Origin of the sequence: Micromonospora cabrerizensis, assembly GCF_022230955.1 — a bacterium.
GTDB classification, from domain to species: Bacteria; Actinomycetota; Actinomycetes; order Mycobacteriales; family Micromonosporaceae; genus Micromonospora; species Micromonospora cabrerizensis.
Map to the genome: position 1 here is coordinate 1 of NZ_JAKKFI010000107.1, position 26,109 is coordinate 26,109.

Here is a 26,109-nt window from a genome sequence, read left to right on the forward strand (position 1 = left end):
CCGGGGTATAAATCATAATTGGCACTGGCTTTACAAGCACCCTGTTGAGTTCTCAAAGAACAACCACACACCGACCAGAAGCCCCACCTCAGTGGAACCCCAACCGGGGCTTTTCGTTCATGTCGCTTGCGCTTTCCAGCGCCAGGCACTTTTACTACGTTACCCGCTGGTTTCTGCCGTGTCAAACCGGTGTTTCGCGGTTCGTCGTGCTTCATCCGGTAATGCGGGCACCATGTCTCGACCGGCTTGCGCCGCTCTCGTCACGGATTCGGCAGGCCGGCCGCTGCGGTCTCCCGCAAGCTTGCCCGGTGCCCTGCCGGTTGGTAACCATACCCGGTCGGTTCCGCCGCACCAAATCCGCCTCGCGGCGAACTTTGGGGACACCACCCGGTGCCGGTCCCGAGAGGTTCAACCCCTCCGACCCGGCGGTCGTTGCCGCGCTCCGGCCGCCTCAGGCTTTCGCCTGTTTCGTCCGTTCCGCGCTGACAGAGAGAAAGTTACGCGTCCGGCTGGATGATCGTCAAATCCACCGGACGCGTCCCCGGTCACATCGTCGACAGTCGACTATTCGCCCAGCTCAACGCCTGCGAACGAGCGCTTGCCGCGGCGCAGCACCAGGTATCGCCCGTGCAGCAGGTCGCTCGCCGAGACTCCGGCCTCCACCTCGGTCACCCGGTTGTTGTTGACGTAGGCACCACCCTCGGCGATCACCCGACGGGCCTCCTTGAGGCCACTCACGAGCCCGGAGTCGCGCAACAGACCCGCCACATCCGGCAGTTCGCCGGAGAGACGCACCAGGCCGGCCTCGGTCAACGCCGCGCGCAACGTCTCCGGAGCCAGGTCCTCCAGCGACCCGCGACCGAAGAGGGCCTGACTGGCGGCGATCGCCTGTCGGGTCTCGTCGGCGCCGTGCACCAGGGTGGTCAGCTCCTCCGCGAGCGCCCGCTGCGCCAGCCGGGCCGCCGGCCGTTCGGCCGTCGCCTTCGCCAGTTCCTCCAGCTCGTCGCGCGTACGGAAGCTGAAGTAGCGCAGGTAGCGGTCGACCTCCTGGTCCTCGACGTTGAGCCAGAACTGGTAGAACGCGTACGGGCTGGTCATGGTGGGGTCGAGCCAGACGGCGCCGCCCTCGCTCTTGCCGAACTTCGTACCGTCGGACTTGGTGACAAGCGGCGTGGTGAACGCCTGCACCGGCCCCGCGCCCCGCCGGCGCACGTAGTCGACGCCGGCAGTGATGTTGCCCCACTGGTCGGAGCCACCGAACTGGAGCTGACAGCCGTGCCGGCGGTGCAGCTCGAAGAAGTCGTTGGCCTGCAGCAGTTGGTAGCTGAACTCGGTGAAGCTGATGCCGGTCTCCAGCCGGGCCCGCACCACCTCCCGCGCCAGCATCTTGTTCACCGGGAAGTGTTTGCCCACGTCGCGGAGGAACTCGACGATCGACATCTCGCCGGTCCAGGCCAGGTTGTTGACCAGCTGCGCCGCGTTGTCCCCCGTGTAGGACACGAAGGGCGCGAGCTGCTCTCGGATGCGCTCGACCCAGCCGGCGATCACCTCGGGCGGGTTGAGGGTCCGTTCGGCGCTCTCCTTCGGGTCACCGATCTGCCCGGTGGCCCCGCCGACCAGCAACAACGGGCGGTGGCCGGCGAGTTGCAGCCGGCGGGCCATGAGGACCTGCATGAGGTTGCCGACGTGCAGACTCGGGGCGGTGGGGTCGAAGCCCACGTAATAGGTGGCGGCCGTCTCGCCGTCGAGCAACTCGCGCAGCTCGTCGAGGCCGGTCGAGTCCTGGATGAGGCCACGCCAGAGCAGGTCGTCGGTCAGGGAGTCCCGCCCGGACGGCGGGGGGCTGCTGTCGGTCACGGTCACCGATTCTCCCCCATCGCCGGCACCGACCCGTACCGGGTTTGCCGTAACCCGCCCCGGTTAGGCTTGCGCCCCGTTGATCGAGGAGGGGTTCTGCCGTGGAGATGCCGGATCTGACGGGTGGTTTCGTCGCCCTGCTCGGGCTGAAGTTCGAAGAGGCGTCCGCCGACCGGGTGGTCATCAGCTGGCAGGTCCGACCGGAGCTGCACCAGCCGTTCGGCATCCTGCACGGTGGGGTGTACTGCTCGGTCGTGGAGACCGCGGCCAGCGTGGGTGGCTCCCTCTGGCTGGCCGACCGGGGCACGGTGGTCGGCGTGTCGAACCAGACCGACTTCCTGCGGGCCGTGCGGGACGGGGAGCTGACCGCGGTCGGCACGCCGGTGCACCGGGGCCGCAGCCAGCAGCTGTGGCAGGTGGAGATCACCGATGCCGACGAGCGGCTGGTCGCGCGCGGTCAGGTCCGGCTACAGAACCTCTCGCGCGACTGAGCGGCGACACCCGGGCGGGTCAGCTGCGGGCCTCGTCCAGCACCGGCTCCGAGGTCAGGTCGGCGTCGGAGTCGGTGTCGTCGGGCACCCGGCTGACCCGTACCTCGGTGATCGCCCGGTGGTCGATGCCGGCCACCACCAGCACCCAGCCGTCCAGGGTGACGTCCTCGCCGGCGACGGTGGGGATGTGCCCGAGCCGGGCCAGCACCAGGCCGGCGACGGTGGTGTAGTCGCCGTCCGGGCGCGACGGCAGCTCGACGCCGATGTCGGGGAGGTCGTGCACCGGAAAGGTGCCGGGCAGCAGCAGCGCGCCGTCGGGGTCGCGTCGTACCGATCTCACGTCCCGGTCGGTCTCGTCGTAGATCTCACCGACGATCTCCTCCAGGATGTCCTCCAGGGTGACGATGCCGTCGACCGCGCCGCGCTCGTCCACGACGAGTGCGATGTGCTGGCGCTCGGCCTTGAACTGGCGCAGCGCGTCCACGACGGGCAACGAGTCGGGCAGCAGCATCGGGGGGCGGGCGATCTCGTCGACCGGGCGGTCGTCGGGCACCCCCACCAGGTCGCGCAGGTGGATCACGCCGGCCGTGTCGTCCAGGCCGCCGTGTCGCACGACCGGCGCGCGGGAGTGCCCGGTGGCGGCCAGCACGAGCCGCGCGGCCTCCGCGGTGGTCCCGCTGTCGAGCGTGAAGACCTGCAACCGGGGTACGAGGACAGCCCGCAACCGTCGGTCGGCGATCTCCACCGCGCCGGCGATGATGGTGCGTTGTTCCTTGGTGAAGCCGTGGTTGCCGGCGACGATGTCCCGCAGCTCGTCCGGGCCGATCTCCTCCGGCTGGTGCTTGGGGTTCAGCCCGACCAGGCGGACCACCACGTCGCTGGTGGCGCCGAGCGCCCAGACGGCCGGGCGGGTGAACGTGGCCAGCAGGTCGAGTGGGCGGGCCACCAGCAGCGCCCACCGCTCGGCGGACTGCATGGCGATCCGCTTGGGCGCCAGCTCGCCGAAGACCAGGGTGACGAACGTCAGCGCGAGGGTGACCACCACGATCGCCACCGTCTCGGCGGCGCCGCCGAACATGCCGAGCAGCGGCACGAGAGGCTTGGCCAGCGAGACCGCCGCGGCGGCGGAGGCGAGGAAGCCGGCGAGGGTGATGCCGATCTGGATGGTGGCCAGGAAGCGGTTCGGGTCCTTGGCGAGGCGGGCCAGCACCCGCCCCGCACGACTGGTGCGCTCCAACCGCTGGATCTGGCTGTCCCGCAGTGACACCAACGCCATCTCGCTGCCCGCGAAGAGCGCATTGATCACGACCAGGACTCCGACCAGGGCCAGTTGGCTCCCGTAGCTCTGCACGCCCGGTTCGCTCCCTCGTGGTGGTGGCACCGGCCAGTACGCGCGGCGCCCGCCGGTCGGCGAGCCCGCCCGGCGTAGGCGTGTGATTGCCCCGTCCGGTGCCCGCCGAATCCTGCCCCGGCGAGGCTACGCCGGATCGGTCGCCGGTGACGCTACGCGGGATCGGCGACCGAGGTCGCTACGCGGGATCGGCGACCGGGGTCGTCGGCAGATCGAGGACGTACGAGTCGCCCTCGGGGCGGAAGCCGAGCCGGTGGTAGTACGGCGCGACCATCCGGGGTGGGCTGACCACCCGGCGGAAGCCCCGTTCGGTGAACAGGTGGCTGCGTCGGTAGACGAACTCGCCCGGGGTGAAGTCGCGGAACTTCGGGGTCACGTAGTCCAGGTCGATCTGGGCGACGTCGCGGGCCTCGGCGTGTGACAGCACGACGCCGACCACCTCGTCGGCGGTGACCACCAGGAAGGCGGATCGTCCCGAGGTGTCCGGGTCCCACCGGAAGTCGGGGTTGAACCGGGCGATGTCGGCGGCGTGCACCCGCAGCGTGTGGGCGAGGAACTGGTCGCCGACGCCGACCTCCACCACCTGGTAGGTCTGCTCGTCGTGACGGGTGGCGAGCATCCCGCGCAGGTACCAGATGTTGATCGCCGCGAGCACGACGTTGAGCCCGACCATGGGCCAGACCTCGATCGCGGCGTTGTAGCCGATCAGCACGACGCTGCCGACGAGGTTGAGCGCGCGCAGCCGCAGGACGCGCGACTGCAACAACGACCAGACCAGCACCGCGGAGCCGGCCCAGCCGACGAGATCCAACCAGTTCACGCCGCGAGACTAGTGCCCGCCCAGGTCAGGGCCGTCGGCGGGCAGCTCCAGGAGCCACTCCTCGACGTCTTCGCCGCGGCCGTTGGCGTACCCCGAGTCCTCGCCGACCACCACGAACCCGCACTTGCGCAGCACCGCGAGGGACGCGGCGTTGTCCTTGGCGGCGCGGGCGTGCACCGGTCGGGGCACCTCGCACAGCAGGGCGGCCAGGGCCGCCGTGGCGTGGCCCCGGCCCCAGCGTTGCGGGTCGATCCAGTAGCTGACCTCGGTCTGGTCGTCGACCGGGAAGGCGCTCACGTAGCCGACCACCTCGCCGTCGACCTCGACGGTGCGGACCCGGTTCGCCGGGTTGGTGAGCACCCGGGCCCAGTGCCGGGCGAACTCCCGACGGTCGGACGGGTCCTTGGCGACGAAGGCGGCCATCCGGTTGGCCTCCGGGTCCTGCTGGTGCAGGAAGAACTCGACGAGGTCGTCTTCCAGAACCGGGCGCAGCCGCAGATCAGAAGTCATCGGCCGAGGGTACGCAACGGCGGACCGGCGCGGCTCGCTCAGTTGCTCACGGCGGCGACCGCCAGCACCGCGGCGAACAGGGAGCTGGCCACCGACAGCAGGCGACGCCACGGCACCTGCGCATCGACCACCGGCAGGGCGGACCACCGGGTCACGGCCAGGGTCGCCCCCGCCGCGGACAGGCCGGCCCCCAGCGGCCAGAGCCAGACCGGCACCATCGACCAGTCACCCATCCGGTGCGCCAACCCGAGATAGGCGAACGCCCACACCACCGCCGCCACCAGGGTCACCCGGTCCAGTTCGCGGCGGCGGGCGGTGCCGAGCAGGGACAGGCCGCCGAGGAAGGTGAAGGCCACCGCGAGACCGGCGCCGATCCAGACCGGCGCCGCTGGTGCCGCCGCCCCGGCCTCCTCCGGGACGCCGAGCAGTCGCAGCCCGATCGGCTCGACGCCCCTGTCGGTGTTGCCGAGCACCACCACCGCCCGGCCGGTGGCCCGTTCGAGGCCGACGTAGGACCGGAACCCGCCGGTCGCGCCGTTGTGCCAGACCACCTCGCGGTCACCGTGGCGGGTGGTGAACCAGCCGTACCCGATGCGGGTGTCGCCGTCCTCGCGGAAGCGGGCCGTGGTGGCGTCGGCGCCGGGCGCGGTGCGGGCGAGGGTCGCGGCGGCCAGCCGGCCCAGGTCCTCGGCGGTGGACCAGGGGCCGACGCCGGCCGGGGCGTACCCCACTCCCGACCAGGGGTCGAGCGCCCGGCCGGCGGCCCGGCCGCCGTGGGCGCGGCCGGCCGGCAGGTCGTCGGCGTCGGTGGCGATCACGGTGGCGTTCATGCCGAGCGGCTGGAGCAGCCGCGCCCGCAGCAGATCGGCGTACGCGACGCCGGCCTTCGCGGCGAGCGCGTGGCCGAGCACGGACGGCCCGAGGTTGGAGTAGTGGACCTCGCCGCGCTCGTCGTCGTCGGGCGTGACCCGGTCGGCGGCGCTCCGGATGGCGTCGACGTCCTGCCCGGCGTACGCGTTGCCGCCGGACACGTTGGACCAGAGGATGCGAGCCCAGCCCAGGATGCCGTCAGGGGCGAGCCGGGGCAGGCCGGCGCGGTGGCTGGCCAACTCGGCGAGCGTCACGTCGCGGGCCGAGCCGGTGACCGTGGGCCAGGTGGTGCCGAGAGGGTCGTCGGGGCGGACGACGCCGGCGGCGACCTGGTCGGCGAGGAGCATGCCGGTGAGCACCTTGGTGACCGAGCCGATCTCGAACGAGGTGCCGGGCTCGACGGGCTTGCCGCTCCGGTCCCGGTCCCCCAGGCCGGCGGTGCGGATCCGGCCGTTCTCGACCAGGGCGACGGCGAGCCCACGGTGCCCCGACGGATCGCGTACGGCCGCTCGTGCGGCGCTGACCAGGTCGGCATCGCCGGTGGCCTGCGCGCCGAGGCGGGCCACCCGGGGCATGAGCGCGATTCCGGCGAGGCCGGCGATCAGCGCGACGACGACGGTGATCACGGTCGTCCGGCGCATGGTGCTCCTCCTGCTGGTCGTCGCTCGTGTGGTCGGTGCTGCGGCACGGGGTCAGCGGCCGGCGGCGGTGAGGATGGTCAGCAGCGGCACCACGCGTTCGGCGGGGACGGACCACCGGCCCCGGCCGGCGCTGCGCAGCCAGCCGGCGGCGGTGATCTGGCGCAGGTGGTGGTGGAGTTGGCCGGTGGTGCCCAACTCCTCGATCTCGGCCAGTTCGCTGGTGCTCTGCCGGCCGTCGAGGATCTCGCGCAGCAGCCGCAGCCGCACCGGGTGGGCCAACGCGGAGAGCGTGGTGGCCAGCTCCGTCCAGTCGGCGGCGAGCACGTCGTCGACGGTGCGGCCGTACTGCCAGTCGTAGTGCTGCCCGGCGACGCGGACGGTGCCGGTGTAGAGGACCGCGCCGGTGCCGTCGGAGGGCAGTCGCTGCTTGAGGCCGTCGAGGGCCCAGAAGACGCCCTCGGAATCGGTTGGGGCCGGTGCCGTCGGCGTCAGCCGCTCGTTGAGGGCGGTGACCTGCTCTTCCAGTGCGGCCAGCCGCTCTTCCACTGTGCCCATGTGTCGATAGTACGTACTAACGTACTTACGAGCAAGATCTGTCGTCAGCCGGTGGGCGATCCGTGCCGAGCGCGCCGCCACCGAGGCAGCAAGATGGACGGGGCAGCGGACCGACCCAGGGAGTGCCGATGAACCGACCCGTCGTGGTGGGCGTCGACGGATCACCGTCCAGCCTCGTCGCCGCGGAGCACGCGGCCCGCGCAGCCCTGCTCCGGTCCCGGCCGCTACGCCTGGTGCACGGCTACCTGCATCCGCTCGGCTACGGCGTGCCGCTCAACCCGTACGACTTCGGGGTGCCGGTGCCCTCCGAGGAGGCGCAGAAGATGTTGGAACGCACGGCGGCCGAGCTGGCCGACCGGTGGCCCGGCCTGACCGTCGAGGTGCGCCAGGTCGCCGGCGGCCCCGGCATCACCATGATCGAGGAGTCCCGCCAGGCCGAGTTGGTCGTGGTGGGCAGTCGGGGGCTGGGCGGGTTCGCCGGGCTGCTGCTCGGCTCGGTCGGCGGGCAGGTGGCCGCGCACGCGCACTGCCCGGTGCTGGTCGTCCGCCCGGACGAACAGCCGATCCCGGTGGACGCTCCGGTGCTCGTCGGCGTCGACGGGTCCGAGGCGTCCCGGCTCGCCGCGGGCCACGCCGCCGACGAGGCCGCCCTGCGGGACGTGCCGCTGGTGCTGGTGCACGTCGGCCCGGCCGACGAGGGACGGACGGTGCCGGAGGAGATCGAGGAGTCGCAGGCCGCACACCAGGCCGACACGGTACGGCTGCTGGCCGAGGCCTCCGCCGCCGTTCGCGCCCAGCACCCCGAGCTGGTGGTGCGGGAACACCCGGTCCGCGCGGCCGGCCCGGCCCAGGGGCTCATCGAGGCCAGCGGCACGGCGTCGCTGCTGGTCGTGGGCACCCGGGGCCGGGCCGGATTCACCGGGCTGCTGCTCGGCTCGGTCAGTCAGGCGGCGATCCAGCACGCGCACTGCCCGGTGCTGGTCGCCCACCCCTATCCGGTCAGCTGACCGGTGTGTCGTCGGACCGACCGAGCATCTGCAGGAAGTCGGTGGTGAGGGCGAACGGGTCGGCGGGGCCGCTGGCCGGCGGCCGACGCTCGACCTGGTCGGCCAACTCCCCGGCGGCACGCCGGATCCGGCCGCGCAACGCGCCGTCGGCGGTGCCGTCCGACCAGTCCTCCGGTGCGGCGAAGACCGCGGTCGGGACCACCACCGCCCGCAGGTAGGCGAACATCGGGCGGACGGCGTGCTCCAGTGCCAGCGAGTGCCGGGCGGTGCCGCCGGTCGCCCCGATCAGCACCGGCCGGTCGACCAGCGAACCCGCATCCAACACGTCGAAGAAGGACTTGAACAGCCCGTTGTAGGAGGCGCTGAAGATCGGGGTGACGGCGATGAGCCCGTCCGCCCCGGTCACCGCGTCGACCACCTCGCGCAGCGCCGCCGGCGGGAACCCGGTGAGCATGTTGTTCACCACGTCGTGGGCGTACTCCCGCAGGTCGACCACACGCAGCTCCACCTCGGAGCCGCGCCGGACCAGCTCGTCGCGGGCGGCCGCGGCGAGCTGGTCGGCGAGCAGCCGGGTCGACGAGGGCTGACTCAGCCCCGCCGAGACCACGGCCAGGGTGCGGCGGGTCATCGGGTCGCCCCCTCCGGCGCCTTGCCCGTCACGTCGTCCACGGCGTGCACGGTGCTGTCCGTGCCGCCACCGGCGGCGGCGACCAGCGAGGCGTGGGTGGGCGCCTCCGGCACGTGCGCCGGCCGCAGCGCGGCGAACTCCTTGCGCAGCACCGGCACCACCTCCTCGCCGAGCAGGTCGAGCTGCTCCAAAACGGTCTTCAGGGGCAGCCCGGCGTGGTCCATCAGGAAGAGCTGCCGCTGGTAGTCGCCGACGTACTCCCGGAAGCCGAGCGTGCGGTCGATGACCTGCTGCGGGCTGCCCACGGTCAGCGGGGTCTCCCGGGTGAACTCCTCCAGCGACGGCCCGTGCCCGTAGACCGGGGCGTTGTCGAAGTACGGCCGGAACTCCCGGACCGCGTCCTGCGAGTTGCGCCGCATGAACACCTGCCCACCGAGACCGACGATGGCCTGGTCGGCGGAGCCGTGGCCGTAGTGCGCGTACCGCTGGCGGTAGAGCGCGATCATCCGCTGGGTGTGCTCCTTGGGCCAGAAGATGTGGTTGGCGAAGAAGCCGTCACCGTAGTACGCGGCCTGCTCGGCGATCTCCGGGCTGCGGATCGAGCCGTGCCAGACGAACGGGGGCACGCCGTCGAGCGGACGCGGCGTCGAGGTGAACGACTGCAACGGGGTGCGGTACTTGCCCTTCCAGTCGACCACGTCCTCGCGCCACAACCGGTGCAGCAGGTCGTAGTTCTCGATGGCCAGGGGGATGCCGGCGCGGATGTCCTTGCCGAACCACGGGTAGACCGGGCCGGTGTTGCCGCGACCCATCATCAGGTCCACCCGGCCGCCGGACAGGTGCTGGAGCATCGCGTAGTCCTCGGCGATCTTCACCGGGTCGTTGGTGGTGATCAGCGTGGTGGCGGTGGACAGCAGCAGCCGCTCGGTGCGCGCCGCCACGTAGCCGAGCATGGTGGTCGGTGACGAGGGCACGAACGGCGGGTTGTGGTGCTCGCCGGTGGCGAAGACGTCCAGACCGACCTCTTCGGCCTTGAGCGCGATGGCGACCATCGCCTTGATCCGCTCATGCTCGGTCGGCTCCCGACCGGTGGTCGGGTCGACCGTGACGTCACCGACGGTGAAGACTCCGAACTGCATGACCAGCTCCCTGCGTGTAGAACCGGGTCATTCGTCGTGCCCGGACGCAGCAGTCAACTTATTTGACGACGCAACTATTCCGGAGGCGGCACGTCCCGAGGTGGCACAGGTCACGCCCAAAAGCGGACAGCGGCCACCCGACGGGGCGGCACCGCCGGCTCAACCGCCCGCCCGCGGCGTCCACCCAGCCGCCTGCCCGCGGCGTCAGCCGCCCGCCACCGACGGCAACACCTGCACCTCGGCGTCGTCGCCGACCGGGGTGGCCAGACCTCCGGAGTGCCGGCAGTCCTCACCGTCGACGAAGACGTTGACGTATCGGCGCAGCTCGCCGCGCTCGTCACGGATGCGCCGGGACAGCCGCGGATGCTGGGCGGCCACCTCGTCCAGGACCGCCCGCAGCGTCCCGGCGGCGGTGACGCTCAGCCGGCTGGCACCGCCGGCCTCGCCGCGCAGCGGGCCGGGCAGCAGCACGGTGACCACCTCAGACCGCCGCGGCGCGAACGCAGAGCACGTCGGGCAGATGCGCGGCCACCAGGGACCAGGAGTCACCCTCGTCGCGGCTGGCGTAGACCTCGCCGGAACGGGTGCCGAAGTAGACCCCACCCGGGGTGGCCTCGTCGGCACACATCGCGTCGCGCAGCACCGCCGGGTAGAACGGCCCCTCGGGCAGCCCCACCGACAGCGGCTCCCACTTGCCGCCCGCGTCGGCGGAACGGAACACCCGGCAGCGGTGGTCGGTGGGGAACCGTTCGCCGTCGGCCACCAACGGGAAGGTCCACACCATGCCGCTCCGCCCCGGGTGGGCCACCATCGGGAAGCCGAAGTCGCTGGGCAGCCCGTCGGCGATCGAGGACCAGGTGCGGCCGTCGTCGTCGGAGCGGTAGACACCGTGGTGGTTCTGCGCATAGAGCCGCTCAGGATTGCCGGCGTCCCGGGCGACCTTGTGCACGCACTGGCCGAACTCCGGCCACTCGTCGGGCATGAAGTAGGCGCGGATGCCGGTGTTGCCCGGCGCCCAACTCGCCCCGGCGTCCTCCGAGCGGTAGACCCCGCCGGTGGACATGGCGACCAGCAGCCGGGCCGGGTCACGCGGGTGGGGCAGCACGGTGTGCACGGCCTGGCCGCCGAAGCCACCCTCCCACTGGGGGCGGTGCGGGTGGTCCCACAGGGAGCGGACCAGCTCGAAGCTGCGGCCGCCGTCGGTGGACCGGAACAGCGCGGACGGCTCGGTGCCGGCCCAGACCACGTCCGGCTGGTCGGGACCGGCCGGCATCAGCTGCCAGACCCGCCCGAGGGAGACGCCGGTGTCGTCCGGAAACGCGACCGGCGCGTGGTCGGGCTCGTCCCAGGAGGCGCCGAGGTCGTCGCTGGTGGCGACGCTGGGACCGAAGTGCGAGCTGGTCACCCCGGCCAGCAGCCGCGGGGTGGGGCGACGGGTGTCGACCGCGACCGCGTAGACACCGGTCATCGGGAAGTGCGGGCCGGTGATCTCCCAACTGCGCCGGTCATCACCACTGGTGGCGAGAAACAACCCCTTGGCCGTGCCGATCGCGAGCAGCGTCGCCATGATGTCCTCCGAACCGTCCGTGAGCAGGTGCGGTGATTATGGCCACACCCCCCGACACGTCCGTGGGACACACGCCCGGGGATCAGCGTCGGGTGCGGGGCACGTGCCGCCGGTACGCGCTGACCGTCGGGTCGCCGTCCAGCCAGAACCGCCACGGCAGGTCATGCGCGCCCGTCACACCGACCCGGGGACCGGCGACCACCGTCTCCGACGGCACCGTCCGCGTCGGCGGGCGCAGCCGGACCGGCCCGTCACCCAGCAGGTAGCCGCCGTACGCGGAGCGGTCGATGCCGAGCGTGGCGCACAGCCGGGCCGGCCCCCGGGCGAGGTCCACGTCCCGGCGTACGGCCGGCCGACGGTCCCGGGCCGCGGCCAGGCCGTCGACCACCTCCCCGGCGCGCAGCAGCACGGCGGAGGCCTCCCCCTCGACTCCGGTCACCACGTTCATGCACCAGTGCATCCCGTAGGTGAAGTAGACGTACGCGTGCCCGGCCGGGCCGAACATCACCGCGTTGCGCGGTGTGCGCCCCCGGTGGGCGTGCGAGGCCTGGTCTCCGGCCATGCCGGCGTACGCCTCGACCTCGGTGATCCGGACGGTGACGCCGCCCGCGTGCAGCTCGCAGCCCAGCAGCCCGCGCGCGGCCGGCAGCAGCGGGCCGGCCAGCAGGTCGGCCAGTGCCGCCAGGTCAGCGTCGGCGGCGTGGTCACCGGGCAACAGGTCCATGGTTCGACGGTACCCAGCCCAGCGGCGACAACCACGTACGACCGGCCGCCATTTCAACAAAGTGTTGACAATGTCGTGTTGAGGGTGTGTGCTCGGGACATGACGACGGACGACCCGTTCACCGCGCCGCACCCGGCCCACGCCCGCGCCCACCGCACCCACGAGGCACTCCAGCGGATCAGCGACCGGCATGCCGGCACCGACACCCAGCGCTCCCGCTGGGCCCACCCGTACGTGCTGGACCCGTGGGAGGCGGTCGCCCTGGTCACCGCGCTGGCCGCCGGCGGGGCCGAGCGGGAGCCGACCGAGGAGCCGGTCGACGCCGCCGACCTGACCGCCGCGCTGACCCTGCTGCCGCACGTCCGCGCCGAGTTGGACGCGCTGGAGGCCGGGCTGATGACGCTGGCCCGCGACCGCGGGTTGACCTGGCAGGCGATCGCGTACGGGCTGGGGCTGGGCAGCGCACAGGCGGCCCGGCAGCGCTACGAGCGGGTCGCCGCCCGCTCGGCCGAGCAGATTGGCTGACCGCGCGAACCGGCACACCGCGTGCCCGCAAGCGATTCGGCGGGCACACTGTGCGCACGACGAGGAGGCACCCATGGAGCGCGCGGACATGCTGGCGTACTGCCTGGCCAAGCCGGGGGCGTGGCTGGACCAGCCGTGGGAGGGCGACGAGGTGGTGAAGGTGGGTGGCCGGATCTTCGCGTTCCTCGGCAACGGTGGCGGCGAGCCGACGGTCGGCATCAAGTGCGGGCCGACCCGCGAGGTGGCCGACGAGTGGCTGCACCGGCATCCCGACGACGCCCGGGTGATGGCCTACATCGGTCGGTCCGGGTGGAACACCCTGCGTCTCAACGGCGGGATCGACGCCGAGGAGCTGACCGAGGCGGTCGACGCGTCGTACGACATGGTGGTCGCCAAGCTCCCCAGGCGGGAGCGCCCGACGGCCTGAACCGGCCGCGGCGCCGACGGAACCCGCCGACGCCGCGACGCGGTCAGCGCGGTACGACCCGTTCGGTGGCCCACTCCCGCCAGCCGGCCAACCGGTCCGCCGCGGCGGCGAGCTGGTCGGCGACCGGGCCGGGCCCGGTGGAACCGGGAGTGGTGCGGGCGGCGAGGGCCGAGCGAACCGAGAGCACATCACGCACCGACGGGTCGAGGTGCCCGCTGATCGCGGCCAGGTCCTCGTCGGAGACGTCGTTCAGCTCGCACTCCCGAGCCGCGCAGAGCGCCACCAGCCGGCCGGTGATCTCGTGCGCGTCCCGGAACGGCACGTTGCGCCGGACCAGCCAGTCGGCGACCTCGGTGGCCAGGGAGAAGCCGACCGGGGCGGCGGCGACGAGGCGGTCCACCCGGACCGTCATCGTGGAGATCATTCCGGCCAGGGCCGGCAACAGCAGCTCCAGGGTGTCGACCGCGTCGAAGGCCGGCTCCTTGTCCTCCTGCATGTCCCGGTCGTAGGTCATCGGCAGGCCCTTGAGCATGGTGAGCACGGTCACCAGGCCGCCGACCAGACGCCCGGACTTGCCGCGCGCCAGCTCCGCGATGTCCGCGTTCTTCTTCTGCGGCATGATCGACGAGCCGGTGGCGAACGAGTCGTCCAGCTCGACCCAGCCGAACTCGTGCGACGTCCAGAGCACCACCTCCTCGCCGAGCCGGGACAGGTGCACCCCGATCAGGGCGGTGGTGAAGAGGAACTCGGCGACGAAGTCCCGGTCGGCGACCGCGTCCATCGAGTTGGCGAAGGACGTCCGGAAACCCAGCTCCTTCGCCACGGCCACCGGGTCCAGTGGCAGGCCGGAGCCCGCCAGCGCGCCCGCGCCGAGCGGACTGACCGCCGCCCGGTGGTCCCAGTCACGCAGACGCTCCAGGTCCCGCAGCAGCGGCTGCACGTGGGCCAGCAGCCAGTGCCCGAAGGTGACCGGCTGGGCGTGCTGGAGGTGGGTCATGCCGGGCGCCGCGGTGTCGATGTGCCGCTCGGCCTGCTCGACCAACGCCTCGGCCAGCTCGACGAGGCGGCTGGCCACACCCCGGGCGTGGTCCCGCAGGTAGAGACGCAGATCCGTGGCGACCTGGTCGTTACGGGACCGGCCGGCGCGCAACTTGCCGCCGAGGCTGCCGAGGCGCTCCAGCAGGCCGCGCTCCAGCGCGGTGTGCACGTCCTCGTCCTCGATGGTGGGCCGGAACGCCCCGGAGGCGCAGGCGGCCTCCAGGTCGTCCAACGCGGCCAGCATTCGGCCCAGCTCCTCCGGGTCGAGCAGGCCGGCGCCGGCCAGGACCCGGGCGTGCGCCCGGGAACCGGCGATGTCGTACGGCGCCAGGCGCCAGTCGAACTGCACGCTCACCGACAGTCGGGCGAGCGCCTCGGCGGGGCCGCCCGCGAACCGGCCACCCCACAGGCTCGTCCGGTTGGTGGCGGCGCTGTTCTCGGTCAGGCTCTTGTCGTCCACGCCGCCCATTGTGGGGCTCACTGTCCGCCACCGCCCAGCCGGGCGTCCCGAGCGGCGGCCATCCGACTCGGCAGACCCCACAACTGCACGAAACCCTTGGCCAGGGACTGGTCGAAGGTGTCGCCGGTGTCGTAGGTGGCCATCCCGAAGTCGTAGAGGCTCGCCTCGGAGCGACGGCCCGTCACGGTGGCCCGGCCGCCGTGCAGGGTCATCCGCACCTCACCGCTCACGTGCCGCTGCGCGTCGTCGATGAACGCGTCCAGCGAGTCCTTCAGCGGCGAGAACCACAGGCCGTCGTAGACCAGCTCACCCCAGCGCTGGTCCACGCCGCGCTTGAACCGGGCCAGGTCGCGTTCCACGGTCACCGCCTCCAGCTCCTGGTGGGCGGTGATCAGCGCGACCGCGCCGGGCGCCTCGTACACCTCGCGGCTCTTGATGCCCACGAGGCGGTCCTCGACCATGTCGAGCCGGCCCACGCCGTGGGCGCCGGCGCGCCGGTTCAGCTCCAGGATCGCCTGGTACGGGGTGACCGTCTCACCGTCGATCGCCACCGGCACACCGCCGTCGAAGGTGATCACGACCTCGTCGGCGTCACGGTCCAGCGCCGGGTCGGCAGTGTACGAGTAGAGGTCCTCGACGGGAGCGTTCCAGATGTCCTCCAGGAAACCGGTCTCCACCGCCCGACCCCACAGGTTCTGGTCGATCGAGTAGGGCGACTTGGCCGACACGTCGATCGGCAGCCCCTTCTCCTCGGCGAAGGCGATCGCCTTGTCCCGCGTCCAGGCGAAGTCCCGGGCCGGCGCGACGATCTTCAGGTCGGGGGCGAGCGCGTTCAGGCCCACCTCGAACCGGACCTGGTCGTTGCCCTTGCCGGTGCAGCCGTGCGACACGATCGTGCCGCCGTGCTGACGCGCCGCCGCCACCAGGTGCTTGACGATCAACGGCCGGGACAGCGCCGACACCAACGGGTAGCGGTCCATGTAGAGGGCGTTGGCCCGGATGGCCGGCAGGCAGTAGTCGGCGGCGAACTCGTCGCGCGCGTCGACGACCTCCGACTCGGCGGCGCCGCAGTCCAGGGCACGCTGCCGGATCGCGTCGAGGTCCTCGCCGCCCTGACCGACGTCGACCGCGACCGCGATCACCTCGGCGCCGGTCTGCTCGGCCAGGTACGGAATGGCGACGGAGGTGTCCAACCCTCCGGAGTACGCGAGCACCACCCGCTCGGTCATGATGTCGTGTTTCCTTCCACGTTGTCTTCCCGCCGGGCCCAGCCGGCGAGCTTCTCGCCGAGCGCGGCCCCACCGACGGCCTCGCGGGCCACGACGAGGATGGTGTCGTCGCCGGCGATGGTGCCGACGATCTCGGGCAGGCCCGCTCGGTCCAACGCGCTGGCCAGGTACTGGGCTGCGCCCGGCGGGGTACGCAGCACGGCGATGTTGCCGCTGGAGTCGACGCCGTTGAGCAGCTCGTGCAGCAGCCGCATCAGTCGGGCCGGCGCGGCCTCGGCGTCGCGCAACGGCCGTTTGCCGTCCTCGGGGATCAGGTAGACGGCCGGGCCGTCGCCGCCACGCACCTTGACCGCGCCCAGCTCCTCCAGGTCGCGCGAGAGGGTGGCCTGGGTGACGCCGACACCGTCGGAGGCGAGCAGGTCGGCCAGCTCGGTCTGCGACCGGATCGCCTTGTCACGGATCAGCTCCACGATCCGGGCGTGCCGGGCCGCGCGGGTCAACGGCGAGGTCATCGGGACTCCCCCGTCGCGGTGTCCAACAGGAACATGAGCAGCGCCTTCTGCACGTGCAGGCGGTTCTCCGCCTGGTCGAAGACCGCGCTCTGCGGGCCGTCGAGCACCTCGTCGGTGATCTCCTCACCGCGGTGCGCCGGCAGGCAGTGCAGCACGATCGCGTCCGGTGCGGCCTGACCGAGCAGCTCCTTGTTGACCTGGTACGGCAGGAACGGGGTGATCCGGTCCAGCCCGTCGGCCTCCTGCCCCATCGAGGTCCACGTGTCGGTGGCGAGCACGTCGGCGTCGCGTACCGCCTGGGCCGGGTCGGTCAGCACCCGCACCGACCCGCCGGTCCCGGCGGCGATCCGAGCGGCCGCGTCCACCACGCTCGGATCCGGCGCGAAGCCGGCCGGCCCGGCGACCCGGACGTGCATGCCGGCCGTCGCCCCGGCCAGCAGGTACGACTGCGCCATGTTGTTCGCGCTGTCCCCCACGTAGGTCAGGGTGCGACCGGCCGTGCCGCCGCACCGCTCCCGGACGGTGAGCAGGTCGGCCAGCAGTTGGCACGGGTGGAAGCCGTCGGTGAGCGCGTTGACCACCGGCACGCTGGCGCCCGCCGCCACCTCGGCGATCCGGTCGTCGCCGTGGGTACGCAGCACGATCGCCGCGACGTAGCGGGACAGCACCCGCCCCGCGTCGGCGAGGGACTCGCCCCGGCCGAAGTGGGTGACCTGCGTGTCCACGACCAGCGGGTGCCCACCCAGCTCGGCGATGCCGGCGTCGAACGAGATCCTGGTCCGCAGGCTCTGCTTGTCGAAGAGCACCGCCACCGAGCGGGGGCCGACCAACGGTCGGTGGCCGAACCGGTCCGCCTTCATCCGCGCCGCCAGGTCGAGGACCGCGGACTGCTCGGCGGGTGAGAGGTCGTCGTCGCGCAGGAAGTGCCGGGTCATCGAGTCGTCCCCGTCGTGGTGGTCAGAGTGGAGGGTTCGAGCGTCGTGCCGGCGGCCGCCGGGGCCGTCGCGTCCAGGGCGGCAGGCAGCGCGGCGAGGAAGGTGTCCGCCTGCGCGGCGGTGAGGATCAGTGGCGGAGCCAGCCGGAGCACCGTCGACTGCACCGGGTTGACCAGGAAACCGGCCTCCCGCAGCGCCTCGGCGAGCACCGTCGCCACCGGCGCGGTGAGCGTCACGCCGAGCAGCAGCCCCTCGCCGCGTACGCCGGCGATCAGCGGATGCCCCAACGACTCGATGCCGTGGCGCAGCCGCTCGCCGACCCGCTTGACGTTGTCGAGCAGGCCCTCGTTGGCGATGGTCGCCACCACGGCCAGCGCCGCCGCGCAGCTGACCGGGTTACCGCCGAAGGTGGTGCCGTGCGAGCCGGGGGTAAGCAGGTCGGCGGCCGGGCCGAAGGCCAGCGTGGCGCCGATCGGCAACCCCCCACCCAGGCCCTTGGCCAGGGTGACCACGTCCGGCTCCACACCCTCGGCCTGATGCGCGAACCAGTGCCCGGTGCGGCCGATACCGGTCTGCACCTCGTCGAGGACCAGCAACGCGCCGTGCCGCGCGGTGATCCGGCGGGCCGCGGCCAGGTAACCGGCCGGCGGGACGACCACACCGTTCTCACCCTGGATCGGCTCCAGGATCAGCATCGCGGTGGCGTCGGAGACGGCCGCCTCCAGGGCGGCGACGTCGCCGTAGTCGACGTGCGTCACCTCACCGGGCAGCGGCCGGAACGGATCGGCCTTGGCCGGCTGACCGGTCAGCGCGAGCGCACCCATGGTGCGGCCGTGGAAGCCGCCCCTGGTGGCCACCACGTGCGTGCGGCCGGTACGCCGCGACAGCTTGAACGCCGCCTCGTTCGCCTCCGCCCCGGAGTTGGCGAAGAAGACCCGGCCTTGCCGCCCGGCGAGCGCCAACAGCAGCTCGGCCAGGGCCACCGGCGGCTCCGCGACGAACAGGTTGGAGACGTGCCCGAGGGTCGCGACCTGCTTCGACACCGCCGCCACCACGGCCGGGTGGGCGTGACCGAGGGCGTTCACCGCGATGCCACCGACCAGGTCGAGGTATTCGCGGCCGGCGTCGTCGACCACCACGGCACCGGCACCGGACACCAGCGCCAGTGGCGGCGTGCCGTAGTTGTCCATCATGGACTGCTTCCACCGCTGCGCCAGCGTGCTCACGACCCGACCATCCCGTCTCCCGGCACCACCATCGTTCCGAACCCTTCCGAGGTGAACACCTCAAGCAACGTCGAGTGCGCCACCCGACCGTCGACGACGTGCGCCGCCGGCACTCCCCCACGCACCGCGCGCAGGCAGGCTTCCATCTTCGGCACCATCCCCGACTCCAGGGTGGGCAGCAGCTTGGCCAGGTCGTCCGCGACGATCTCGGAGACCAGGCTGGTGGTGTCCGGCCAGTCGGCGTACAGGCCGGCCACGTCGGTGAGCACGACCAGCTTGCGGGCCCGCAACGCGATGGCCAACGCGGCGGCGGCGGTGTCCGCGTTGAGGTTGTGCAGCACCCCGTCCACGTCCGGCGCCACCGTCGAGATCACCGGAATCCGACCAGCCTCGATCAGATCGGTCACCGCGGACACGTCGACCGACTCGACGTCACCAACCTGCCCGACGTCGACCGGCAACCCGTCCACGTACGCCGGACGGCGCACCGCGGTGAACAGCCGGGCGTCCTCGCCGGAGAGGCCCACCGCGTACGGGCCGTGCGAGTTGATCAGCCCGACCAGCTCGCGGCCGACCTGCCCGACCAGCACCATCCGGACGACGTCCATCGCCTCGGCGGTGGTCACCCGCAGGCCGCCCCGGAACTCGCTGGCGATGCCGAGCCGGCCCAGCATGGCGGAGATCTGCGGGCCCCCGCCGTGCACCACCACGGGCTTGAGGCCCGCATAGCGCAGGAACACCATGTCCGCGGCGAACGCCCGCTGCAACTCGGGATCGGTCATCGCGTTGCCGCCGTACTTGACCACGACCGTGGAGCCGGAGAAGCGCGCCAGCCAGGGCAGCGCCTCGATCAGCGTCTCCGCCTTGACCTGGGCGCGAGTCAGGTCGCTGCTGAGACTCACCGCGCCGGCCTTTCGTTCGCGACTGCGGGACTCCGCTGCGCTGCGTTCCTCGCGCTCACCGTGCCTGCTTTCCCTTCACGACTGCGGGACTCCGCTGCGCTGCGTTCCTCGCGTTCATGTCGAATACGCCGAGTTCTCGTGCACGTACGCGTGGGACAGGTCGTTGGTCCAGATCGTCGCGGCCGACGTGCCCGCGTGCAGGTCGATCCGGATCGTCACGTCCCGCCCGGTGAGGTCGACCTTCGAGCGGTCCTCGGCGGCGGCACCGCCCCGGCACACCCACACCCCGTTCACGGCCACGTCCACCTCGTCCGGCTCGAACGCGGCGGCGGTGGTGCCGACGGCGGCGAGGATCCGGCCCCAGTTGGGGTCGTTGCCGAACAGCGCGGTCTTGACCAGGTTGTTGCGGGCCACCGAACGGCCCACCTCGACCGCGTCGTCCTCGTCGGCGGCGCCCACCACGTCGATGGCGACCTGCTTGGTCGCCCCCTCGGCGTCGGCCACCAACTGCTGGGCCAGGTCGTGACAGGCCGCGGTGACGGCGGCGGCCAGCTCGGCCGGGGTCGGCTCGATGCCGCTCGCGCCGCTGGCCAGCAGCAGCACGGTGTCGTTGGTGGACATGCAGCCGTCGGAGTCGACCCGGTCGAAGGTGACCCGGGTCGCCGCGCGCAGGGCCTCGTCCAGGGTCGCCGGCCCGGCCACCGCGTCGGTGGTCAGCACGCAGAGCATGGTGGCCATTCCCGGCGCGAGCATCCCGGCGCCCTTGGCCATGCCACCGACCGTCCAGCCGCTGCCCCGGGCCACCGTGGTCTTCGACCGGGTGTCCGTCGTCATGATCGCCTCGGCGGCGGCCACGCCGCCGTCACGGGACAACTGCCGGATCGCCGAGCGGACGCCGGGCAGCAGCTTCGGCATCGGCAGCCGCTCACCGATCAACCCGGTGGAGCAGACCGCCACCTCACCGGCGCCGAGGATCAACCGTGGGCTGACCGAGGTCAGCGCGGCGGCGGTGTGCTCGGCGGTGGCGTGGGTGTCCTGGAAGCCGGCCAGACCGGTGCAGGCGTTGGCGCCACCGGAGTTGAGCACCACCGCGCGGACCACACCGCCCTGCACGACCTGCTGGCTCCAGAGCACCGGCGCGGCCTTGACCCGGTTGGTGGTGAAGACACCGGCGACACCGGCGTCCGGGCCGTCGTTGACCACCAGCGCGACGTCCGCGCCACCACTGGCCTTGAGGCCCGCGGCCACTCCGGCCGCGCGGAACCCCCGAGGGGTGGTGACACTCATGGGCTGACTCCCCAGATCGACAGGCCCGTCGTCTCCGGCAGGCCGAGCATGAGATTGGCGTTCTGCACGGCCTGACCGGCGGCACCCTTGCCCAGGTTGTCCAGCGCGCTGAGCACGATCAGCCGACCCGAGTCGACATCCACGGTCGCTTGCAGATGACACGAGTTGGAGCCCAGCGTGGCGGCCGTGTGCGGCCAGCGGCCCTCCGGCAGCACGTGCACGAACGGCGCGTCGGGGTACGCCTGCGCCAGCACCTGCTGCGGGTCGACGCCGCGCGCCGGCACCGCGGTGACCGTGGCCAGGATGCCGCGCGGCATCGGCGCCAGGACCGGGGTGAACGACAGGCCGGTCGCGCCGGACGCCTGCTTGATCTCCGGCACGTGCTGGTGGGTGCCGACCCGGTACGGCGACAGGTCGCCCAGCACCTCGCTGGCCAGCAGGTGCGGCTTCGCCGCCCGGCCCGCGCCGGAGGTGCCGGAGGCGGCCACGACCACCACGTCGGCGGGGCTGGCCGCACCGTCGGCGATCAGCGGCGCGAGCGCCAGGGTGATCGCCGCGGCGTAGCAGCCGGTGTTCGCCACCCGGGTGGAGCCGGCGATCAGCTCCCGCTGGCCGGGCAGCTCGGGCAGGCCGTAGGTCCACTGCCCGGCGTGCGTGCCGCCGTAGTACTGCGCCCAGGCGTACGGGTCGGCGAGCCGGTGGTCCGCGCCCAGGTCGACGATGCGCACCTCGGCCGGCAGTTGGGCCGCGAGGGCCGCCGACTCGCCGTGCGGCAGGGCCAGGAAGACCAGGTCCGCGTCGGCGAGGGCCGTCGGGTCGGTCGGGCCGAGCACCAGGTCGAGCCCGGTGAGCTGCGGGTGCACCACGTCGACGCGGTGCCCGGCCTGGCTGTGCGCGGTGGCGGCGACCAGGTCGAACTCCGGGTGCCCGGCGACCAGGCGCAGCAACTCACCCCCGGCGTAGCCGCTCGCACCGGCGACCGCGACTCGGATTCCCATACTCACCTCCGCATGACTATGCAGAGAAGATTAACAAGGACGACTCACGACTGCAAGTTAATGCAGACCCATGCATGGCAATGAACCCAACGGCACGGGACGGGTCGCCTGAGTCAACGTTCAGCAAAACCGCGTGAGTCGGCATTCGATCGACTAGCATGACTTTCCGACGGTGGTGGGCCGGCCTGTCCGGCCCGCGTGGGGGCACCTGACGGAGGACGCGGTGGGGCTGTCGTTCGAGATCCTCGGTCCGGTCCGGGTCCGTCGCGACGGACAGACCCTGCGAGTGCCGGCCGGCCGGCCCACCGCCCTTCTGGTCACCCTCCTGCTCCAGGCCGATCTGGCCGTCCCGGTCGAACGGCTGCGCGAGGAGCTGTGGGGCAGACGACCCCCGGCCTCGGCCGTGGCCAACCTGCGCAGCCACGCCAGCCAGCTACGCCACCTGCTCGACTCCCCCGACGCACTGCCCCGACTGCCCGCCGAGCACGGTGGGTACCTGCTCCGCGTCGAACCGGGCGAGCTGGACGCCACCGAGTTCGAACGACTCGCCAGCGACGGCCACGCCGCCCGCATCAGCGGAGAACCCGAACTGGCCGCCACCCTGCTGAGCCGCGCGCTCGCGCTCTGGTCACCGACCGATCCGCCCCCGGCGTACGGGCCGGCTACCGCAGCCGCCTTCGACCGGCTGCGCGAGCGGCGCGCCGGCGCCCGGGAGACGTACGCGGCCTGCCGCCTGGACCTGGGCGACCGGGGCACACCGGAGGTGCTGACCCTGCTGCGCCAGCACCTCGCGGAGCATCCACTGCGCGAGCCGGCGTGGGCGCTGCTGATGACCGCCCTGCACCGCGCCGGCGACCATGCCGGCGTGGTGCAGACCTACCAGGCGGCCTGCCGGGCGCTCGACGGCGAACTGGGTGTGGCTCCCGGGCCCGAGCTGACCGAGCTGTACCGCTCGGTACGCCGCCACGAGCGCCGCCCGGCGGTCCCGCCCCGACGACCCGGCGGCACACCGACCCGGCACCGTACCGTCGCGCCGCGGGTGCCGCACGAGCTGCCCTGCCCCGCCGCGTCGTTCGTCGGCCGGCAAGCAGAGCTGGCCCGGCTGCGCCAGGCGCTCGTCGACACCCGGCGGCAACCGGTCACCGTGGCCGTCTACGGCATGGCCGGCACCGGCAAGTCGGCACTGGCGCTGCGCGCCGCCGCGGCAGCGCTGGACGCCTTCCCCGACGGCCAGCTCCACCTCGATCTCGGCGGGTCGGTCGCCGACGCTCCGCCCCCGCCGTTGCAGGTCGCCACCCGGGTGCTCCGGGCCCTGCACCCGGGCGCCGACGAACCGGAGCCGACCAGCGTCGCCGAGGCACGCGCCCGGGTCCGGTCCCTGCTGTTCGACCGGCGCGTGCTGCTGGTGCTCGACAACGCCGCCGACGCCGCCCAGGTCGACGGCCTGCTGCCGGTCCGCGGCGGGTGCGCGCTGCTGGTCACCAGCCGCAACCCGGTCACCACCGGCGACGCCCCCGGCCTGCGGCTCGATCCGCTGCCCGCCGCCGACGCGCTGGCGATGCTGCGCGCCACCGCCGGAGCCCGGACGGTGGACGCGGAGCCGGAGGCGGCCTCGGCGGTGGTCAACCTCTGCGAGCGGCTGCCCCTCGCGTTGCGCACCGCCGCCGGTCGGCTGACCGAGGGGCCGCACTGGTCGCTGACCCGGTTGGCGCGGTTGCTGCGCGACGAGCGGTACCGGCTCGCCGAGACCGGCCTCGGGCCCCGGCTCAGCGCCAGCTACCACCGGCTCGGGTCGGCCGCGCCGGTCTTCCTCCGGCTCGGTCGAGCCCACCCCGGGCCGGTCACCGCCGAACTGGCCGCCATGCTGAGCGGGGCCCCGCCCGAGGACGCGGCACGGGCACTGGACCGCCTGGTCGCCGCGCAGCTCGCCGAGCCGGCCGGACCCGGCCGGTTCCACATCGGCGAACTCGTCCGGCTCTACGCCGCCGAACTCGCCGCCACCGAGGCGAGCGGCGACCTGGCCGGTCAGACCGGCGCCGGGGCGTCCTCCCGGTAGCCGCGGGCCTGCAGGCCGAACAACCGGGCGTACCGGCCCGCGGCGGCCAGCAGCTCCCGGTGGTCACCCCGCTCGACGACCCGACCGTCGGCGAGCACCACGATCGTGTCCGCGTCGCGCACCGCGTTGAGCCGGTGCGAGATGAGCAGACTCGTACGACCCCGGCGCAGCTCACCCAACCGGCGGTGCAGGTCGTGCTCGGCCTCGGCGTCCAGGCCGGAGCTGGGCTCGTCGAGGATCAGCAGGTCCCGCTCGGCCCGCAGGAACCCCCGGGCCAGCGCCACCCGCTGCCACTGACCGCCGGAGAGCACCACCCCGGCCTGCGGGTCGTCCCGGTCCGGGCCGTCGAAGAAGATCCGGGTCAGCAGCGTGTCGTAGCCACGGGGCAGCGCGGTCAACGCGTCGTCGATGCCCGCGTACCGGGCGGCGGTACGCAGCCGCTCCGGGTCGTCCCGGGCACTCAGGTCACCCAACGCGATGTTCTCCGCCGCGCTGAGGTCGTACGGCATGAAGTCCTGGAACACCGCCCCCAGCCGCTCGCGCAGCTCCGCCGGATCGAACTCGCGCAGGTCGACCCCGTCCCACCGGATGCTGCCGCGCTCCGGGTCGTAGAACCGGCAGAGGAGCTTGACCAGGGTGCTCTTGCCCGCGCCGTTGAGCCCCACCAGAGCGGTCGTGGCACCGGCGCGCAGGTGCAGGTCGACCCCCCGCAGCACCCACGGATGCTGCGGCGAGTAGCGGAACCACACGTCCCGTAGCTCGATGCCCTCGGTCAGCGGCGGCACCGGCCGGGGCGAGGCCGGCACCGGCAGGTCCGTCTCGACGTGCGCCACCTGGTCGTAGTGATCGAAGAGCAGCAACGCCTGGTGGATCGCGCCGAGCTGGACGACCAGGCTGCCCAGCGCGCCCTGCACCCCCGGGACCGCGGCCAGGAAGATCACCACGTCGCCGGGGCTGAGCCCGCCCGCACGGGCGACCGAGACGGTGTAGACCACCCCGATGCCCGCCACCGTCGCCCCGAGCAGGCCGAGCACCGCCTGGGCGCGCACCTCCCGGCGGTCCAGTCGCTGCTCCACCCGGTGCAGGTCGTGCAGCTCGTCGAGCATCCGGTCGCCGAAGAACCGGCCCAGACCGAACAGGCGCACCTCCTTGGCCGCCGGCACACCCACCAGCAACTGGGCGAAGAACAGGTCCCGCCGCTGGAAGTGCTCCATCCGCAGCACCATCGCCGCGCGGGCCCGGTTGAGCCGCAACTGCATCCAGAGGGTGGGCAGCGCGGCCAACAGCACCAACGCGCCGATCAGCGGGTTGAGCACCAACAGGACGCCGAGGAACCCCGTCATCGCCAGCGCGCTCTGCACCGCGCCGAACGCGTTGCCGGTCAGCTGGGTGGGGCCGAGGTGACCGGTCTGTTGGGCGGCCTGCAACCGGTCCTGGAACTCCGGGTCCTCCAACCGCACCAGCCCGACGAGCCGCTGCACCGCGTCGTAGAGACGGCGGCGCACCAGCCGCGACACCGCCCGCGACCGCTGCGCCGCCACGTAGGTGCGCAGGTGCGGCAGGACCGTGCCGAGCGCGGCGGCCACGGCCAGACCGGCGGCGAGCGCGGTCAGCGGCACGCCGACCGAGCCCCCACCGGTGAGCCGGTCCAGCACGAGCTTGGTGAGCGCCGCCACGAGCACCGGGGTCAACCCGGCCAGCACCGCCAGCAGCAGGTCCGTCGTGGTGCCCCCCGGGGCGGCCCGCCAGGTCAGCCCCAGTGCCGACCGGGCGTGCCGGGCAGCCCGCCTCGGTGCGAGCCGGGGGCCGCTCACCGCGCCACCGGCAGGTCCAACCGGGCGATGCCGAACGCCGTCGACGCCACGATGCCGCGCTCGTCGAGCAGGCCGAACGCCGGGAACCCCTTGACCCCGAAGGCCAGCGGGAGCGCGCCGGTGCCCGGCTCCACGAAGACGGTCGCCAGGCCGGCGAACCGATCGGCGTACGGCTGGGTCTCCGGGCCCTTCCCGACCACCACCACCCAGACGTGCTCCGCGCCGCCGGGCATGGTCCGGGCCCGGTCGATGAGCACCGGCAACTGCTCCTCGCAGTGCTCACAGCTGGGCGACAGGAACGCCACCAGGGTCATCGGCGGCAGGTCGGCGCGGGAGAACAACCGACCGTCCACGGTGGTCGAGACGAAGTCACCGGGGATCGACCCCACCTCCAGCATCACCGCCGGGGGCTGGCCCTGCTGGTCGCTGAGCAGGTCGGAGTGCTCGCGCAGCCGGCGGACCACACCGAGCAGCAGGACCAGGTTGAGCAGGCCGAGAGCGGCGACGACAACGACGGCGACGGTCAACAGCGCCATGAGG

At 72.8% G+C, this 26,109-nt stretch carries 26 protein-coding genes; 5 read left to right on the forward strand and 21 right to left on the reverse strand.

The features are described from left to right. Positions 1-564: 564 nt before the first annotated feature. A complete protein-coding gene (gene tyrS / locus LADH09A_RS28145; protein WP_238648755.1) occupies positions 565-1,857 on the reverse strand; it encodes a tyrosine--tRNA ligase in 1,293 nt (430 codons plus the stop codon). A gap of 107 nt (positions 1,858-1,964) precedes the next feature. Between tyrS and LADH09A_RS28150 the strand changes: the two genes are divergently transcribed. Continuing rightward, positions 1,965-2,348, forward strand: a complete 384-nt coding sequence (locus LADH09A_RS28150) for a PaaI family thioesterase (protein WP_238648756.1) — start codon at positions 1,965-1,967, stop codon at positions 2,346-2,348. A gap of 19 nt (positions 2,349-2,367) precedes the next feature. Here LADH09A_RS28150 and LADH09A_RS28155 read toward each other — a convergent pair whose 3' ends face one another. The 5 genes from LADH09A_RS28155 to LADH09A_RS28175 form a co-directional block, all read right to left on the reverse strand. Further along, a complete protein-coding gene (locus LADH09A_RS28155) occupies positions 2,368-3,699 on the reverse strand; it encodes a hemolysin family protein (protein WP_238648701.1) in 1,332 nt (443 codons plus the stop codon). Between the two features lie 178 nt (positions 3,700-3,877). After that, complete coding sequence (locus LADH09A_RS28160) at positions 3,878-4,519, reverse strand: YgjV family protein (protein WP_238648703.1); 642 nt, start codon at positions 4,517-4,519, stop codon at positions 3,878-3,880. Positions 4,520-4,528: 9 nt separating this feature from the next. Continuing rightward, a complete protein-coding gene (locus LADH09A_RS28165; protein WP_238648704.1) occupies positions 4,529-5,029 on the reverse strand; it encodes a GNAT family N-acetyltransferase in 501 nt (166 codons plus the stop codon). Positions 5,030-5,067: 38 nt separating this feature from the next. Then, a complete protein-coding gene (locus tag LADH09A_RS28170) occupies positions 5,068-6,540 on the reverse strand; it encodes a serine hydrolase domain-containing protein (protein ID WP_238648705.1) in 1,473 nt (490 codons plus the stop codon). Positions 6,541-6,591: 51 nt separating this feature from the next. Continuing rightward, positions 6,592-7,095, reverse strand: a complete 504-nt coding sequence (locus LADH09A_RS28175) for an ArsR/SmtB family transcription factor (protein WP_238648706.1) — start codon at positions 7,093-7,095, stop codon at positions 6,592-6,594. Between the two features lie 122 nt (positions 7,096-7,217). On the opposite strand from LADH09A_RS28175, the gene LADH09A_RS28180 reads away from it, so the two are divergent. Beyond that, a complete protein-coding gene (locus LADH09A_RS28180) occupies positions 7,218-8,102 on the forward strand; it encodes a universal stress protein (RefSeq protein ID WP_238648707.1) in 885 nt (294 codons plus the stop codon). Here LADH09A_RS28180 and LADH09A_RS28185 read toward each other — a convergent pair. From LADH09A_RS28185 to LADH09A_RS28205, 5 genes are all read right to left on the reverse strand, one after another. Next, the gene (locus LADH09A_RS28185; RefSeq protein ID WP_238648708.1) at positions 8,095-8,730 is read right to left on the reverse strand and encodes an FMN reductase; all 636 of its coding nucleotides are present in this window, start codon (positions 8,728-8,730) and stop codon (positions 8,095-8,097) included. The two genes, LADH09A_RS28180 and LADH09A_RS28185, sit on opposite strands and share 8 nt — an antisense overlap. Then, positions 8,727-9,869, reverse strand: coding sequence for an LLM class flavin-dependent oxidoreductase (locus LADH09A_RS28190; protein ID WP_238648709.1), 1,143 nt, complete (start codon positions 9,867-9,869; stop codon positions 8,727-8,729). The genes LADH09A_RS28185 and LADH09A_RS28190 overlap by 4 nt, the downstream gene beginning before the upstream one ends. A 204-nt stretch (positions 9,870-10,073) precedes the next feature. Further along, positions 10,074-10,340, reverse strand: a complete 267-nt coding sequence (locus tag LADH09A_RS28195) for a ubiquitin-like small modifier protein 1 (protein ID WP_238648711.1) — start codon at positions 10,338-10,340, stop codon at positions 10,074-10,076. Positions 10,341-10,350: 10 nt separating this feature from the next. Further along, a complete protein-coding gene (locus tag LADH09A_RS28200; protein ID WP_238648713.1) occupies positions 10,351-11,436 on the reverse strand; it encodes a WD40/YVTN/BNR-like repeat-containing protein in 1,086 nt (361 codons plus the stop codon). Between the two features lie 82 nt (positions 11,437-11,518). After that, the gene (locus tag LADH09A_RS28205) at positions 11,519-12,160 is read right to left on the reverse strand and encodes a DNA-3-methyladenine glycosylase (RefSeq protein ID WP_238648714.1); all 642 of its coding nucleotides are present in this window, start codon (positions 12,158-12,160) and stop codon (positions 11,519-11,521) included. Positions 12,161-12,259: 99 nt separating this feature from the next. Here LADH09A_RS28205 and LADH09A_RS28210 point away from each other — a divergent pair, with 99 nt between their 5' ends. Both LADH09A_RS28210 and LADH09A_RS28215 read left to right on the forward strand, forming a co-directional pair. Further along, the gene (locus LADH09A_RS28210) at positions 12,260-12,685 is read left to right on the forward strand and encodes a DNA-binding protein (RefSeq protein ID WP_238648715.1); all 426 of its coding nucleotides are present in this window, start codon (positions 12,260-12,262) and stop codon (positions 12,683-12,685) included. A 73-nt stretch (positions 12,686-12,758) separates the two neighbouring features. Next, positions 12,759-13,112 (forward strand): MmcQ/YjbR family DNA-binding protein, encoded by a 354-nt coding sequence (locus LADH09A_RS28215; RefSeq protein ID WP_238648716.1) that lies wholly within the window; start codon positions 12,759-12,761, stop codon positions 13,110-13,112. Positions 13,113-13,155: 43 nt separating this feature from the next. Here LADH09A_RS28215 and argH read toward each other — a convergent pair whose 3' ends face one another. The 8 genes from argH to argC all read right to left on the reverse strand — a co-directional run bounded on the left by argH (position 13,156) and on the right by argC (position 21,699). Further along, positions 13,156-14,619: an argininosuccinate lyase gene (gene argH / locus LADH09A_RS28220; RefSeq protein WP_238648757.1), complete on the reverse strand. Its 1,464-nt coding sequence runs from the start codon at positions 14,617-14,619 to the stop codon at positions 13,156-13,158. Positions 14,620-14,627: 8 nt separating this feature from the next. Next, the gene (locus LADH09A_RS28225) at positions 14,628-15,839 is read right to left on the reverse strand and encodes an argininosuccinate synthase (RefSeq protein WP_238648717.1); all 1,212 of its coding nucleotides are present in this window, start codon (positions 15,837-15,839) and stop codon (positions 14,628-14,630) included. Continuing rightward, a complete protein-coding gene (locus LADH09A_RS28230; RefSeq protein ID WP_238648718.1) occupies positions 15,836-16,351 on the reverse strand; it encodes an arginine repressor in 516 nt (171 codons plus the stop codon). Before LADH09A_RS28230 ends, LADH09A_RS28225 begins: the two co-directional genes overlap by 4 nt. Then, entirely contained in the window at positions 16,348-17,286 is a 939-nt protein-coding gene (gene argF / locus LADH09A_RS28235; RefSeq protein WP_238648719.1) for an ornithine carbamoyltransferase, read from the reverse strand. The genes LADH09A_RS28230 and argF overlap by 4 nt, the downstream gene beginning before the upstream one ends. After that, positions 17,283-18,512 carry an acetylornithine transaminase gene (locus tag LADH09A_RS28240; RefSeq protein WP_238648720.1) on the reverse strand — a complete coding sequence of 410 codons (1,230 nt, stop codon included), beginning with the start codon at positions 18,510-18,512 and terminating at the stop codon, positions 17,283-17,285. Before LADH09A_RS28240 ends, argF begins: the two co-directional genes overlap by 4 nt. Further along, positions 18,509-19,414: an acetylglutamate kinase gene (gene argB, locus LADH09A_RS28245; RefSeq protein ID WP_238648722.1), complete on the reverse strand. Its 906-nt coding sequence runs from the start codon at positions 19,412-19,414 to the stop codon at positions 18,509-18,511. The genes LADH09A_RS28240 and argB overlap by 4 nt, the downstream gene beginning before the upstream one ends. 114 nt (positions 19,415-19,528) lie before the next feature. Beyond that, positions 19,529-20,701, reverse strand: a complete 1,173-nt coding sequence (argJ, locus tag LADH09A_RS28250) for a bifunctional glutamate N-acetyltransferase/amino-acid acetyltransferase ArgJ (RefSeq protein WP_238648723.1) — start codon at positions 20,699-20,701, stop codon at positions 19,529-19,531. Continuing rightward, positions 20,698-21,699: an N-acetyl-gamma-glutamyl-phosphate reductase gene (gene argC, locus LADH09A_RS28255; RefSeq protein ID WP_238648724.1), complete on the reverse strand. Its 1,002-nt coding sequence runs from the start codon at positions 21,697-21,699 to the stop codon at positions 20,698-20,700. Before argC ends, argJ begins: the two co-directional genes overlap by 4 nt. Before the next feature lie 223 nt (positions 21,700-21,922). On the opposite strand from argC, the gene LADH09A_RS28260 reads away from it, so the two are divergent. Then, entirely contained in the window at positions 21,923-23,755 is a 1,833-nt protein-coding gene (locus tag LADH09A_RS28260; protein ID WP_238648725.1) for an AfsR/SARP family transcriptional regulator, read from the forward strand. Here LADH09A_RS28260 and LADH09A_RS28265 read toward each other — a convergent pair. Next, positions 23,725-25,569, reverse strand: a complete 1,845-nt coding sequence (locus LADH09A_RS28265; RefSeq protein WP_238648726.1) for an ABC transporter ATP-binding protein — start codon at positions 25,567-25,569, stop codon at positions 23,725-23,727. The two genes, LADH09A_RS28260 and LADH09A_RS28265, sit on opposite strands and share 31 nt — an antisense overlap. Further along, positions 25,566-26,105: a TlpA family protein disulfide reductase gene (locus LADH09A_RS28270; protein ID WP_238648727.1), complete on the reverse strand. Its 540-nt coding sequence runs from the start codon at positions 26,103-26,105 to the stop codon at positions 25,566-25,568. Before LADH09A_RS28270 ends, LADH09A_RS28265 begins: the two co-directional genes overlap by 4 nt. Positions 26,106-26,109: the final 4 nt, after the last annotated feature.

Excerpts from the sequence above, each read along its gene's own strand:
- LADH09A_RS28225 (WP_238648717.1), bottom strand. The coding sequence starts at position 15,839 with ATGACCGAGCGGGTGGTGCTCGCGTACTCCGGAGGGTTGGACACCTCC.
- LADH09A_RS28200 (WP_238648713.1), bottom strand. The coding sequence starts at position 11,436 with ATGGCGACGCTGCTCGCGATCGGCACGGCCAAGGGGTTGTTTCTCGCC.
- argC (WP_238648724.1), bottom strand. The coding sequence starts at position 21,699 with ATGGGAATCCGAGTCGCGGTCGCCGGTGCGAGCGGCTACGCCGGGGGT.
- LADH09A_RS28190 (WP_238648709.1), bottom strand. The coding sequence starts at position 9,869 with ATGCAGTTCGGAGTCTTCACCGTCGGTGACGTCACGGTCGACCCGACC.
- argJ (WP_238648723.1), bottom strand. The coding sequence starts at position 20,701 with ATGAGTGTCACCACCCCTCGGGGGTTCCGCGCGGCCGGAGTGGCCGCG.
- LADH09A_RS28175 (WP_238648706.1), bottom strand. The coding sequence starts at position 7,095 with ATGGGCACAGTGGAAGAGCGGCTGGCCGCACTGGAAGAGCAGGTCACC.
- LADH09A_RS28150 (WP_238648756.1), top strand. The coding sequence starts at position 1,965 with ATGCCGGATCTGACGGGTGGTTTCGTCGCCCTGCTCGGGCTGAAGTTC.
- LADH09A_RS28230 (WP_238648718.1), bottom strand. The coding sequence starts at position 16,351 with ATGACCTCGCCGTTGACCCGCGCGGCCCGGCACGCCCGGATCGTGGAG.
- argF (WP_238648719.1), bottom strand. The coding sequence starts at position 17,286 with ATGACCCGGCACTTCCTGCGCGACGACGACCTCTCACCCGCCGAGCAG.
- argH (WP_238648757.1), bottom strand. The coding sequence starts at position 14,619 with ATGGGCGGCGTGGACGACAAGAGCCTGACCGAGAACAGCGCCGCCACC.
- LADH09A_RS28205 (WP_238648714.1), bottom strand. The coding sequence starts at position 12,160 with ATGGACCTGTTGCCCGGTGACCACGCCGCCGACGCTGACCTGGCGGCA.
- LADH09A_RS28165 (WP_238648704.1), bottom strand. The coding sequence starts at position 5,029 with ATGACTTCTGATCTGCGGCTGCGCCCGGTTCTGGAAGACGACCTCGTC.
- LADH09A_RS28185 (WP_238648708.1), bottom strand. The coding sequence starts at position 8,730 with ATGACCCGCCGCACCCTGGCCGTGGTCTCGGCGGGGCTGAGTCAGCCC.
- LADH09A_RS28270 (WP_238648727.1), bottom strand. The coding sequence starts at position 26,105 with ATGGCGCTGTTGACCGTCGCCGTCGTTGTCGTCGCCGCTCTCGGCCTG.
- LADH09A_RS28210 (WP_238648715.1), top strand. The coding sequence starts at position 12,260 with ATGACGACGGACGACCCGTTCACCGCGCCGCACCCGGCCCACGCCCGC.
- LADH09A_RS28170 (WP_238648705.1), bottom strand. The coding sequence starts at position 6,540 with ATGCGCCGGACGACCGTGATCACCGTCGTCGTCGCGCTGATCGCCGGC.
- LADH09A_RS28215 (WP_238648716.1), top strand. The coding sequence starts at position 12,759 with ATGGAGCGCGCGGACATGCTGGCGTACTGCCTGGCCAAGCCGGGGGCG.